Origin of the sequence: Xanthomonas euroxanthea (genome assembly GCF_903989455.1) — a bacterium.
Taxonomy (GTDB): Bacteria; Pseudomonadota; Gammaproteobacteria; order Xanthomonadales; family Xanthomonadaceae; genus Xanthomonas; species Xanthomonas euroxanthea.
This window is the reverse complement of record NZ_LR861803.1, coordinates 2,004,539-2,017,000: the sequence shown is the minus strand read 5'-3', so window position 1 is coordinate 2,017,000 and position 12,462 is coordinate 2,004,539. Positions and strand designations below refer to the sequence as shown.

General features: G+C 59.5%; 11 protein-coding genes and 2 pseudogenes. 6 read left to right on the top strand and 7 right to left on the bottom strand.

What is annotated here, in order from left to right:
• The first annotated feature begins 12 nt into the window (after positions 1-12).
• From H7A86_RS08650 to H7A86_RS08640, 3 genes and pseudogenes are all read left to right on the top strand, one after another.
• Complete coding sequence (locus H7A86_RS08650; protein WP_147421351.1) at positions 13-222, top strand: hypothetical protein; 210 nt, start codon at positions 13-15, stop codon at positions 220-222.
• 97 nt (positions 223-319) lie between these two features.
• Positions 320-1,118: pseudogene (locus H7A86_RS21175) on the top strand (NYN domain-containing protein).
• 266 nt (positions 1,119-1,384) lie between these two features.
• A complete protein-coding gene (locus H7A86_RS08640; RefSeq protein ID WP_119132198.1) occupies positions 1,385-1,672 on the top strand; it encodes a hypothetical protein in 288 nt (95 codons plus the stop codon).
• 52 nt (positions 1,673-1,724) lie between these two features.
• On the opposite strand, the gene H7A86_RS08635 is transcribed toward H7A86_RS08640, so the two are convergent.
• Positions 1,725-3,320 (bottom strand): MobA/MobL family protein, encoded by a 1,596-nt coding sequence (locus H7A86_RS08635; RefSeq protein ID WP_119132199.1) that lies wholly within the window; start codon positions 3,318-3,320, stop codon positions 1,725-1,727.
• A 267-nt stretch (positions 3,321-3,587) separates the two neighbouring features.
• On the opposite strand from H7A86_RS08635, the gene H7A86_RS08630 reads away from it, so the two are divergent.
• Positions 3,588-3,857 (top strand): hypothetical protein, encoded by a 270-nt coding sequence (locus tag H7A86_RS08630; RefSeq protein ID WP_119132427.1) that lies wholly within the window; start codon positions 3,588-3,590, stop codon positions 3,855-3,857.
• 95 nt (positions 3,858-3,952) lie between these two features.
• Here H7A86_RS08630 and H7A86_RS08625 read toward each other — a convergent pair whose 3' ends face one another.
• The 6 genes and pseudogenes from H7A86_RS08625 to H7A86_RS08600 form a co-directional block, all read right to left on the bottom strand.
• Positions 3,953-5,155: a UvrD-helicase domain-containing protein gene (locus H7A86_RS08625; protein WP_425509744.1), complete on the bottom strand. Its 1,203-nt coding sequence runs from the start codon at positions 5,153-5,155 to the stop codon at positions 3,953-3,955.
• A gap of 184 nt (positions 5,156-5,339) precedes the next feature.
• On the bottom strand, positions 5,340-7,070 hold the full coding sequence (locus H7A86_RS08620) for an ATP-dependent nuclease (protein ID WP_119132201.1): 1,731 nt from the start codon (positions 7,068-7,070) through the stop codon (positions 5,340-5,342).
• Positions 7,071-7,367: 297 nt separating this feature from the next.
• Positions 7,368-7,778: pseudogene (locus H7A86_RS21170) on the bottom strand (XVIPCD domain-containing protein); the annotation flags it as partial.
• Between the two features lie 999 nt (positions 7,779-8,777).
• Positions 8,778-9,359, bottom strand: a complete 582-nt coding sequence (locus H7A86_RS08610; RefSeq protein ID WP_232099299.1) for a hypothetical protein — start codon at positions 9,357-9,359, stop codon at positions 8,778-8,780.
• Positions 9,360-9,550: 191 nt separating this feature from the next.
• Positions 9,551-10,030: a JAB domain-containing protein gene (locus H7A86_RS08605; RefSeq protein WP_119132202.1), complete on the bottom strand. Its 480-nt coding sequence runs from the start codon at positions 10,028-10,030 to the stop codon at positions 9,551-9,553.
• A gap of 400 nt (positions 10,031-10,430) precedes the next feature.
• Complete coding sequence (locus H7A86_RS08600) at positions 10,431-10,655, bottom strand: hypothetical protein (protein WP_180708085.1); 225 nt, start codon at positions 10,653-10,655, stop codon at positions 10,431-10,433.
• 209 nt (positions 10,656-10,864) lie between these two features.
• Here H7A86_RS08600 and H7A86_RS08595 point away from each other — a divergent pair, with 209 nt between their 5' ends.
• Positions 10,865-11,413, top strand: coding sequence for a sigma-70 family RNA polymerase sigma factor (locus H7A86_RS08595; RefSeq protein ID WP_232099298.1), 549 nt, complete (start codon positions 10,865-10,867; stop codon positions 11,411-11,413).
• A complete protein-coding gene (locus tag H7A86_RS08590; protein ID WP_119132203.1) occupies positions 11,406-12,401 on the top strand; it encodes a FecR domain-containing protein in 996 nt (331 codons plus the stop codon). The genes H7A86_RS08595 and H7A86_RS08590 overlap by 8 nt, the downstream gene beginning before the upstream one ends.
• Positions 12,402-12,462 lie beyond the last annotated feature (61 nt).

Below are 12,462 nucleotides of genomic sequence, written 5' to 3'. Positions count from 1 at the left end.
CTGGCAGCGGTAGTGATTACAACCAATCCCATGAAAGGACGGTTAGGCGTTAACGATATCGGATTAGCGATGCGGCTACAAGCAAGGCGTTTCCAAGCAGAAAGTATCGTCTTAAATCATGATGGCATCGTCAGCGGCAGTGGTTTGGAGCACCCGAATGCAATGAAGTTCAGACCGTTACAAAAAGCCTGCTCGGCAGGTTTGCTTTCAGTGTTGACATGATCAGAGCTCCGCGCTTTGCCCTCTTTGTAGCGCCCGCTTGCCATGGATGCGTTGCTGACGCCATTGTCTGTCTGCGTAAAACTTGGATCTCGCCGGCATGAGCAACCCGAACAGCCCGCATGAAGCACGTGTCGCGGTATTGGTCGACTGCGACAACGTGCCGACCGACATCGTCGAGCACGCGTTGTTCATGGTGGCCCAGTTCGGCCGGGTCGTGCTGCGCCGTGGGTATGGCAACCACAACACCCTCGCCAACAAGTGGCAGGAAGTCATGGTCCGCCAGGCGTTCACCCCTTGCCTTCAATATCAATACGCCTCCGGCAAGAACACGGCCGACATCGCTTTGGCGCTCGACGCCTTGGAAGCACTGTTCGACCACCGAGCCGACACCTTCTACCTGGTCACCAGCGACTCGGACTTTTCCTACCTCTGCCGCAAGCTCCGGGAGCGCGGCGCCACAGTCTTCATCGTGGGGGAGCCCAAAACCCCGGATGCGTTGCGCAACGCTTGCGACCAGTTCTTTGAATAGGACCGGACGGCCAAAGAGGCAACAATGTCCGAGGCCCAAGGTGGCGACCTTCCTGCAGTGAAGCCGGAGGTGACGAAAGAGGAAGCGCCCCGCGCAGAAGCCAAGCCGCAACCCAAGCGCCGCCCAAGGTTCTTGGTCGAAGCGGTGACCCTGCTGACGGGGGACACTTCTGAGGGGAAGGTTGGACTGGGAGCACTGGGGCCAATACCTCAAACGCACTGACCCGTCTTTCTCGCCCAACCTCTACGGCCATTCGGGGTTACTCAACATGGTCAAAACCTACGACCTGCTGACCACGCAACGGGAAGAGACCGGCGGTTGGTCGGTCAGTATCGCGCACAAGCCAGAGCCCACCGACCCGCCTTGACTGCTTCCCTTGCCTCGGCCCAAGTTGTTCGCCTGCGTCTGCACAAAAACGAGAAGCCAGGTCGCATTCGCAACACCTCCAGTCGTCAGACGACATAGCAGCCATTAATTTTTTTTCCGTATTCAAATTTTGTGAAATACGGTTCGAAGCGAGCTCTTGCGGAAGTGGCGATTCTTGGTTGGATGAGGACTTCCCCACACGTGTAGGAGTTTTCATGACCGCCCATCCCAAACACTCGAATCGCTGGCCAACTGCTCGCAGGGCTGATGAGCCAAACCCTTTCGGACGAGCCCCTCACGCGCCAGCGAAATGTTTGCAATGCCTGGGCCTCCGCTGGCGAACTGATCGTCTACAGCCAGAAGAACGTCCCGGGCGGAAGCAACGCCGCTTCATCGTTGGACCATGCTCCTCCCCGGCCCTCGCCGGCTGTGCGCACACGCGAGGCTGTCACTGTTCGAGAGCTCCCATCGATAGACGAATGGCGCGCGGACCGGAAGAACAAAGACGCACAGTTGGATCCTGTGCGTGCCAAAAAACGGCCGCCCCTTCACTGAGTCTACCGAGAGCATATAAACATTGAGCCCCGCAGTGCAGGGCTCTTTGGTTTCAGTGGAAGCGCGGCGGCCGGGGAACGTAGGCCGGCGCAGGAGGTACGACGATGACAGGGCTTGGACGCGGCTCATCGGGTTCATTCGCCATGTCGAGTGCCAAGGGATAGCGCTGGAGCATGTCTCGGCTCCACACCTCCAGATGCGCCGCACTGGCCAACGCATCTTTTTCGCAGAGGGCTTGTTCCTGCGGGGTCACCCGAGCCTTTGCATCGGCCAGCTCTGCGGCTTGGGCTTCGAGGGTGCTCAACCGACGCCCGCGCCGCTGCTTCCAGTCCCCCTGCATCCACGATGGACCGGGCTCGGGATTGTTCGCAACGAAGTCGTTCCACGCGTTCTCGGCCATGTGGTGCAGCTTCTCGGCGCGACGCACGGCCAGCAGCCGGCGGGCGAATTTCGTGGTCGCTGCCTTGAAGCGCCGCAGCCGACGCAGCAACTCGTTGAGGTCTGGGCGCAGCTGGGCCTCTTCGGCGAAGGCGGCCACGCGTTCCCTGATCCACTGCAGCAGGTCCAGTGTTGCGTGGAGTGTTTTCGCCAAGCGTGGATCCGCTTGAACAGCGACTCCCCATTCGTTGCTGGCCTCCTCCGCGAGCTCGGCGACCGAGCGTGGCTCGCGATGCGGCTTGGCATCCTCGGCTTCCAGCAGTCCCAGCCCACGGGCGATGGGTGCCATGCTGCTGGACATCTCGATGTGCCCCGCCCCGCGCCCCAGTGGCAGAGAGAGCACGGCGGAAGACCGGCGAGCCTCGTGCTCGGCCTGAGCCTGACTATGACCATCGGGCACCGGCATGGCGCGTCCTTCTTGCTCGAACACGGCGATGATTTTTTGGAAGGTCTCCTCATTGGTCTCTTCGATTCGACGGTTTGCGTCAGAACGCTCCGACGGCTGGCCCCGTCGAGCCAGCGCGGTGCCGTTTTTGCCGACGTGCTTGGTCGGCTCCCGGGACAGGACGGCGGCGGTAGCCAAGTCTCCACGAGCCAGTGCATCTTCGGCTTGGACCTCAAGTCGGCGGTGGTCCACCCGAATCTCAAGCGCCGCCTTCTCAAGGTGCGCGTTGATGGTGGAGGCGATGAGTTCGCGCACCCACTGCACCTCGACACGTCCCGACGGCCCGCCGTCCAGTTCCTTTGTCTTGTCCGTGAGACCGTCCGGCCCCATACGCCGCGTCGTGGCCAAGACATGGACGTGCCAGTTCAAGCCGTCCTTGCTGCCGGGGCTGTGGATGCTGGCCTGAGCCGCGAAGCCGTAGCGATCGACCAATGCGCGGGTGACCTCTACGGCCAGCTCGGACCTCTGGAGGTCATCGAGTTCGTGGCGCAAGGCAAATTCAAACTCCCGTGCAACCATCGAGTCCTTGCGACGCTCCGCAGCTTCCGCCGCCGGCCAGAGCTCAGCGGGGACCAGGGCCCAGTCGGGGGCGCCTTCGGGGGCAATGCAGCGCGTTTCGACCACGCCGTCTCGACGGCGATAGTCGTGTCGCATGCCAGTCGATGCGTCTTCGAGGAGCAGACCGGCCCGGTAGGCGGCAGCTGCTATGGAGGAATGTCCTTTGGCACGGCTGAAGGTTTTGACGTTGGCGTGGTAGATGGCCATGAATCGTGAGTTCCGAAGCGGTTGAGTTCGCTTCGTTTATGCCGTGGATTCGGATTTGCGCAAGGGCTGAAAGCGCTTGGGGTTCAAGGGGCGAAGACCCTTGCGCACGTGTTCCGCAGGAACACCTAGGTGCGCTCTTGCTTCTTTCTTCTAAGCCCTGTTTTTAAGCCTTTTCGATTCTTGGGGCGGACGAAATTCGAGACCACCCCAACGCTTGACGCAAGCCGTTTTCCTGTTTGACTCATTCCTATGGGACAGGAGAAACGCATGACCGCAACGAATCACTACCGAGACCAAATCCAACGAGCCACCGAACGCCTGGCTCAGCTGCAAGCAAAGGAACTTTTAGCCAACCAGCGGCGAGAAGAAAAAGCCCAGGAAACCGCGAGGCGGGAAGAAGTGCAACGACGGCAGCGCGTGGCCGACATAGTTTTTTTAGCCGGCGAACAAATCCTCAATGACAAGGAACTTGAAACCTTGCTCACCAGCCACATGAGAAATCGTGTTGGCTCACCTCACCAGAGCCCTCTTAACTAAACGTCCCGTCGGTGAGCGCGTTCAAGGACGCGGCACCATTTACTCAAGACCGGGGCCGCCGCGCGTAAAAAATAGCTACGTGCGAATACTCTCGCTCAAGTATTGGGCACTGGGAACGCAAGGTATCGGCTGGATGACGAAATCGTCAGCGACTCTCTCGCCCGAGATATAGCGACGTAGAACAACTTTGCAGCGGCAAATGTCTCGTTGGCGAAGTGGGCCGCATCAGGGATGACAACGTGGTCGAATTCAAGGCCTTTCAGCAGAAGTGGGGTTGACACAGTTCTTTTCTGGATTCCGCGCCCCGAAATGCTCACCCGTTGTCTGACGGCAGTAGCCGCATCGCGCACCGATTCGAACCGGGCAGCGTCAACCTCTCGCAGCGCGCGAGCCGTGTCTCGAAGCATTTCCCCCCTAAACGGTCGAACCCGGGAATGCTTACGGAACTCTTCAATGTAGGTCACCGCATCCGCTGCGCTACCCGACGTCCCCAAGGCTGCCAGCGCCCCACGCACTCGACCACCCGTTGCTAGATCTTCCTCAGTATCGGCAGCTCCGACTTCTAGCTTCTTACTTGTAGTTGTGTCGCTCAGTAGGCTCTTCAAGGCGGCAACTTTGGCCGTCGGTGAGTTTGCGTCGTCCCATTCACCGGCAAACTGCTGCAAGCGCCTAGCCCCGATTTCTTCAATCGATTGATAAGCGCCTTTCGAAGACTTGGCTAGCTGGTCGCATGCTCCACGCCTACAGTGAATGGCCGCCGCTGAGCCCTCGCGCTCATCAAACCTATCGAAGAGCGCTCCCATTTCATAGGCGTCCTTGCATGGCATGAAAGTAGCTGGACCTGCGGCCAAGTCAATCTGCTCGCCTCGCTCCAGTTGCCCGCGGATCTTGGCTATCCAAAGTCCCAACTCCACATTGTGGCCTCGCCATCGCATCGGCTCCTCCAACATCGCGACTAACGGGAAGCTAGGAAACACTTGAGTTTTCCATCTAACGCTTGACCGGGTGAACTCAAAAATACCCTGCATTGGATCGCCGAATACGATGGTCGGCAGTATGTTGGCCAAAGCGATGGCCAGCTCATGTTGCAACGCATCGCAGTCCTGATACTCATCTATCAAGATGCGATCGTAGGACGATTCAACAACTTTCCTGACTCCCGATATGGATAGAACATCCTTCCCTCCCCGGTAGACCTGGCTCCATTCAGCACCTTCGGGCATTCCCTTCGGCGGCTGGCCTTTCGCAGGAAAAGCGCCAGCGTAGCGAGCAGCCCAGCCGGCGATGGTGTCTACCACGCACGCCCGTTGGGCAACCCCAACCTTCTTAAGCCGAGCCCTCAAGGCATGCACGCCGGCATGCGTGTGTGTCAGGACTAGCGTCCGTTGACCCAGCGCGGCCGTTCGAGCAATCAGCTCCGTCTTCCCGTGTCCGGCAGGGGCTACGATGCTTCCTCGCCGGACAGCCAGCAGGTCAAGTGGCTCAACCATACATCCAGCTTTCGAGACGTGCTAAGACGGGTGCGAGGTTGTTCAATGGGTTCAGCCGAACGATAGTGTCTACTCGAGACGCCAAAGAGCGTGCGACATGACGGTTTTTGAACCAAGAATTCTTGCGAGCTAGGACTGCTAGGCGCTCAATGAAGTCGTCGTTGGCAACCTCATCAAACTGGTTCCACGTTTGAAATGGATCGGCGAAGTTAACGCCTGTGAGCTCTGGCAGTGCCTTAGCCAGTTGGTCATTAATAGCATTGAACCCTTTTACGTCTCGTGCGACCTGCAAAATGAAGTCCATATCTTCATCATTTTTGATCGCCCGAAACAGCGCTTGCTCCGTGTTGATCGCGCTTGCGTAAGTGATAACCTCAACCGATTTTTCTGCCAGCAATCTGGCCTGACTGGTCTCAAGTGGCACGTCAGAGTCGCGGTAGAGCGCCGTGTGGTAGCCCAGCGCTCCAAACCCCGCAGCAAGGAATGGGACCTCAGTGCCACAACCGTCAACAATAGCAACTCCCCGCTGCTCTATTGGAACGCCGGCATGCCTAGATGGGTAAAGCTCGCGAATCCCCAGCATCAATCCCAGTTCAGTCTCTCCTTCACAGACCAAGACGCGCCGAGCGAAGAGTGCTCGCGGCGACTTCTTGAGGATTCGGTGGAAGTCGGAGCCGGACGGGGGCTTCAGGATCCGCACGCCCTGCGCAGCGTAAGACCGCACAACATGAAGTGAGCTGGGAGTTATCTCACTCAGCGCAACATCGGAGTGTGTGGTCATCAGCACTTGCCCTACAGCCCTACCGTCGGCGTTGGCCTGCGCCTGAGCTGCCTTCAGGTGAGCGATCGCCCCCAATATGCGGTGTGGCTCAAGCCCCTGCTCGATCTCGTCAACGAGGATGATGGCGCCGTCCCCGATAGCTGCACACTGAATAGCAAGCGTCGCCAAGCGCCGGGTCCCCATTCCCGCCAACCTGAGTGGAACTGTGCCGTCGTGTAGCGCAATGGAGCCAGAGGAGAAGCCGCCCCGACCCAGCTCGAGGCCAGGTCCGTAAGAGCCGGTCACGTATGCGCCGATGCTCTTGGCGCGGGATTCAGCCTGAAGCGAAGCGTCTACCAAGCCGGAAATAGCGCCCAGATTGGCGCTCGCTTTGGCCGTGCGATACGCATCAGCAAGATGCTTGGCTGCTTCGTCAGTATCGTCTGTCAGCTTGGACAGGACCGAGCCTTGGCCCCAAGTCAAATGGCGGGCGTCATCACCCGATAACCGCACCAGGCCGAAAAGGGCGCGGTCACGGTTGGAAATGGTGCGCGGATGGCTCGCGCGTTCATTTATGATTTCCCAAACCGGTTCCATGGTTGCATCGACGCTCAACCGCACCGTCAATACAGGCTCGTCACCGTCTTCTGGCTCGTCATGAATCTGCCCATCGTTGCCCCATCCGCGGATGTAGAGCCCGAAGCGTTCGTCTGACAGCAATGCCTTCGAAAGCTCCCCAACGGTGACTTCAATGCATATGGACTGAGTCGTATCGCAAAGGTAGAAGTCTGATTCCGTAAAGCTGAACCAGCGCGACGACAGGGCAGCCTCGATGGCATCGAGGACTGTAGATTTCGTAGAGTCCCCATACCCGATAAGGCAGCAAAGGACGGTTCCCGCAGGCCACCAGTCAATTTGTGAGATGCCTCTGAAGTTCGATATTTTCAGCCGCCCAACTCTCATGATTTCGACCCCGAATCCTTCCGATGAAAAATAGACGCGATCATGGCGCCGGCAGCCGCCATCGCTAGCTCACAGCCCTGGCAAGTTGCTGTCCGACTGACAAGCCGTCATCGCAGGCGCCTTGGCCCAAAGGTGGTCCCTCTGAAGCTTTGTCCTGGCTGTCTTTGTTGCTCACCCGATCACCCCCCTTGTATTCCACAACCAGTAAGCGCCCATCAGTGAGCTTGGCTACGAAGTCCGGATAGGTGCGCCCCTAGGCCATGGGTAGCCAGCACTGGCTACCTTGCACTAGGTTGATCACAGCCCCCCAATTGTCATCCGCGGCCCCTGCTCCTGCTGCGGTGACTGCTGTTGTGTCTGCTCCAACGCCTGCTGACGCACCTGATCTTGCTTGATGACCTCAGCTTGCTGCAGATTCTGCTGCGCCGGTTGCTGGGAGGCCTCGCGCCCGTCGACATGCGCATGGAAGAACGGCCCCTTCTCCCCGAAGGGCGCATAGATTGCAACGACGTTCTGAGCACCATTGTTCCCCAAGCCTCCGGTCACCCGGTCGACCCGTTGCAACAGCGAGTCTTCGGCTTGCTGCTTGTAGAGCGAGGCCGACACGTTCCGGCTTTCCTCGTCGTTCCAGTTGCCCGTGCCTTTGACCCAGCCGTGGATGCGGGCATACGTCTGATGGTCGGGGTGCATCGGATTGTCGGCCAGCATGGCTTCGTTGCGCGCGACGGCTTGGGGTTCGATGTCTGGTTGGCCGGCGCCGCCTTTCCCGATCTGCCGCACCTCCGTGGGACGTAGCTGCCCGTCGGAAGTGTCGGTGAATCCGAAGGCTTTCCCTTGCCCGCCCAAAGAGATCCCCGCCGCCTGCACTTCTTCCACCGAACTGCCAAGCTCTTTGAGGTTGAGGCCAAGGCTAGGAATCGAGTGGCTGGAAGCCCGGTCTAGGTCACGGGATACCGCAGCGCTGGCGGACACGACATAGGACAAGTAAAAGGCGTTGTAGTCGGACTGTCCTAATGCGCCCAGGCCTTTGCCGGACTGATCGAACTGACAAATTGCAACGGCTTTTACCGCAGGGCTGTCGATGCGGTTGTCGGTGTGTCGGATGCCCTGGACATCCATCTGGATGCCTGGCGCCAGCCGCCCGTTCGTGACGCAGGGCGTGGTCGGGTCGAGGCGATAAAGCAGTTCTGCTTCGCTGACGTTGCTGTCTTGGTGCTTGACCCGACTGGCCACCGAATTCATCGATACCATTTCGGCGAGCGCTTCGTTCTGCCGGGAAGCGTTGATGTATTCCTTTGCCAACGGAGTTATGTCCACCGTCGCATCTCCGTAGCGCGCGCCCTCTTTGAGTGCCTCATCGATTCGGTAGGACAGCTTGTAGGTGCTGAGGTCGTTGGAGCGAGCCATCAACGCATGGCCCGCCTCGTGCCCCAGAACACCCGTCAGCTGGTCTATCCGCTCTGACCGGGTCGGTCGCTGGAATACATCGGCGTTGACGCTGATCGTCTTTTCGCCATGGTTATAGTGCCCGCCTTCGTTGGGCGTGCGAGCGAACTTAATGTGCTCAAGGTCGCCGTTGTCGATGGCTTTGGTATCACCTCAACCAAGTAAGGAGAGGACTCCACCGCTTCGCGGAGGTCCTTGGCTGCACCTGGGGACAGAGACGATCGTTGTTCGGTCTCCTGGAGCATGCGATCAATGCGAGGGTCAAGCATCGCTGCGCTCCATCTCAAAGACAACGACCGTCACGCAGGTCGGCGTGTCCCGATGGTCAGGAGTCACGGCAATGTAGAGCCCGAGCGAGGGGCCGACGATCTTGTCGAACGTGATTGGTTGATCGTCGCCGAAGGTTGGCACATACACCCGGAAGCCGTCGGCTTCCATTTGCTTTTTCAATGCGTCGTAGGCGAGGCAGGCATTCGGGGCAAGGGTCAGTTCCACCCGGTGCCCGGGGAGCTTGGGCGCGCCCTTCCACACAGCCCACTCGTAAGTGCCCTGTCCCACCTTGCCGGCCGCGCCCCTGCGCTCATGCTTAGCGTCGGGAGGAAGTGCAATGCCCAACACGCGCTCGACGTTGGCGGGGTCGGAGTCTGCTTGAGTGTGAAAGGACTGGGCGAGCGCTTTGATTTGTTTAAGCAGTTGATCGGCGGTGAGTTCAGCCCCTGGTTGCAGCGCGGGATAGCCGTCCCAGGTCATCATCGGTGCCGAACGCTCAGGGGCCGCGGCGTCGACAAGTGCCGCGACGCGGTCCTGCTCACGCCGAACGTCAGCCGAGGTCGGTTCCTTCATAGCTTTCTCCTGATGGGCGTTTGACGATTGCGCGCATGCGGCCACTCCCAACAACAGCGCACCTGCTGAAAGGGCTTTGGCGATGCGCCTTCCTTGCCTGGGTATATCCATGGCCAACATCCGAGTGTCGGGAGGTTGGACAGCTTAACGCCAGCGCTTGGGCGCAGGCCAATCTGATAGGCAGGGGTGGGCTATGCCCACCCCCTTGCGGCCAGGCTGGTGTGCTGCCGGCCACCGATGACCAGGTGGTCGAGGACTCGGATGTCCAGGAGGCCCAAGGCCTGCTCCAGGCGCTTAGTGACTTTGCGGTCGGCTTCGCTGGGCTCCGGATTCCCGCTCGGGTGATTGTGGAAGAGGATGACGGCGACGGCGTTGAGGTCCAGGGCACGCTTTGCTACGACTCGCGGGTGGACATCGCACCCGTCGATGGTGCCGCTGAAGAGGTGCTCGGTGGCCAAGATGTGGTGCTTGGTGTCGAGGAAGACGCATCCGAAGACCTCACGCGGCAGGTGGGCGCAGCGGGCGACCAAGTAATCGCCGGCTTGGTCGGGGCTGTGGATCCGACCTTGGCGCTGAAGCCGCCCTTCGAGGATGCGGGCTGCTGCGAGCAAAATGCCCTCCTCGTCCATCTGGAGTTGATACTGGACTGCTCGGTCTTGGGTGCGCTTCATCGCTTCTTCTCCACCAGCACGTTGTGCGCCTCGTGGGAACCGACAGGCGAAGCGTCCGGCCCTACCGCACCCGAGAGCGAGCACCGTGCAAGCGGTGCGCAGCGAAGGGCGGCAACAAAGCGCAAGCGTCGAGAAGGAGGCCTGCCCTTGCGGTCGGGACAGCGGAGCTAAGTTCCCTTTCAGAGGCCCAGCGCTGGTGGAGACAGCCCCATGCATGCCCTACAAGGCCTGCGGACTAAACGGTATTCGGATGGGCGGGGTCGATTGATGTCAGCAGGCGATGACTGGGCTTTGCAGCCAGTGATGGGCTACTGCGGCCCCATGCATGTTTGCCCTACTTAGCATCGCTGCGCATGAGAACCAAGCAGGCATCGGGATAGGCTGGCCGGCACCAATGGGCTCAGATGTGTTCGTCTATGTTTTCCAGCCCGTGCCAGGACAAGATTTCCTCGGCTCGACGGCCAACAAACTGCGCGTCCTCGTTCGACATGGCCTTGCTCTCGATGGCAGAGGCCATGCTGGCAAAGGCTTGCCAGAAGTGGCGGCGGTCAGGACTAGATGCACGCAATGTTGGCACGGCTGCATCCAGGCGTTCAAGGTGAAGGCGCAGCTCGGCTCTATCCATGCACTCGAGTATCGGCAGCGCTGTCGCACCGCTTGCGATGCGTCACCGCCAACGCAAACGCAAACGCAACACAAGCAGCCCCTCCAATGGAATGTATTGCATCAGTTCCTAAGTAGCCCCGATAAGTTCGCTTGTTTTTCACCACTGCAGGTCCCTCCGAGCCGAGCTGGCACGATTTGCGCGACCAACCCAGTGCAGCTACAATGCGAATGATTCTTATTTCGTACACTATGATGAATAGCGTTGCTATCACATTGTCGAACGAAGCTCGTGCTCATCTGCACGACCTCTACCTCAACCATCACAGCTACATCAGATCGTGGTTGCGCGCAAAACTTGGCAACGATGCCCTGGCGCTGGACCTGGCCCAAGATGCTTTTGTGCGGCTTATTGGTTCAAGCATCCCGACCGAAGCTATTCGCACACCACGCGCGTATCTCACCACCGTTGCTCACGGCCTAGTAGTCAATCACTGGCGTCGGCAGTCGATTGAGCGGGCCTACTTGGATGCCTTGGCTGCTCGCGGCGAGCTGGCCTTTCCCTCACCTGAGGACGCCAAGCTCGCCTTGGAAGCCTTGGAAGAAATTGACACGTTGCTTGATGGGCTCCCTGCCCGATCCAGGCAAGCTTTCTTGCTGTCTCAGCTCGATGGGTGGCCTTACGCCAGAATCGCTGCGCATCTTGGGATCACAGTGAACATGGTCCAAAAGGCCATGATCCGAGCGTTGCAAAGCTGCTATCGCGCAACTTATGGCTGACTTCCGCCCGCGCCCTTTGCCCTCGTCTGCCATCGACGGGGCCATTCGCTGGTATGTGCGTTTGTCCTCAGGGCAGCCCAATCCTAGCCAGGAAGACGCTTTTGCGCACTGGCAACAGGCCGACCCCAACCATGCCGAGGCCTGGCGACGGATTGAAGCGCTTCGGGGAAGCATGACGGAACGTCTTGCACCGATTCCAGGCGCGGTATCGCGCGAGGTGCTTGGCAGCGCCAACGCACACCATCGACGCCGAGCCTTGAAGGTTTTGATCTTCGGAGGCACCGGGCTGGGAGGCGGCTATTTCTTGCGAGAACCCCTGGGCCTATCACGTCAGTGGCATATCACGACAGCGGACATCCGCACCAAGGTCGGAGAACAAAGGCGCCTGACGCTTCCTGATGGCACAGTGCTGAGGTTGAACACCGCAAGTGCGGTGGACGTGCGTTTTAATCCAACACTCCGCCGCGTCATCCTGCGCGAGGGGGAGCTCGACATCACAACTGCGCCCGATGTCTTGGGGCGGCGCTTTTTGGTGGAAGTGCCTTCGGCCAAACTTATGCCGGTTGGCACACGATTTGGCGTTCGCCTCAGTGATACCGGCACGCTTTTAACCGTGCAAGAAGGGGCCGTCGATCTCACGAGAAGGATTGCTCCTGCCCTGCGGGTCTATGCTGGATCACAAATTTTCTTTGACTGTCTGAGCACGGGGAAACCAGTGCCGCTCGATGATAGCGCGGTCGCCTGGACGGATGGCCTGATCCGAGCTGATCGCATGTCTCTGGGAAATCTCCTCGCGGAGCTTTCTCGCTACCGGCGCGGATGGATCCGCTGCGAAGCATCCGTTGCGCAGTTTCGCCTCACCGCGCTTTATAGCTTGGTCGGCGCCGACCCGGTCATCGCCATCTTGGACACGCTACCCCAGGTGCTTCCGGTTTCAATCCGCCGTGTCTCGCCTTGGTTGATCCTCGTGGGACCCGCAAAGCGCTGAGCCATTGAGTCGCGCCGGAAAAATTTTTCACTGCTCGGTGGCAGATTTGGCGATCTCGATT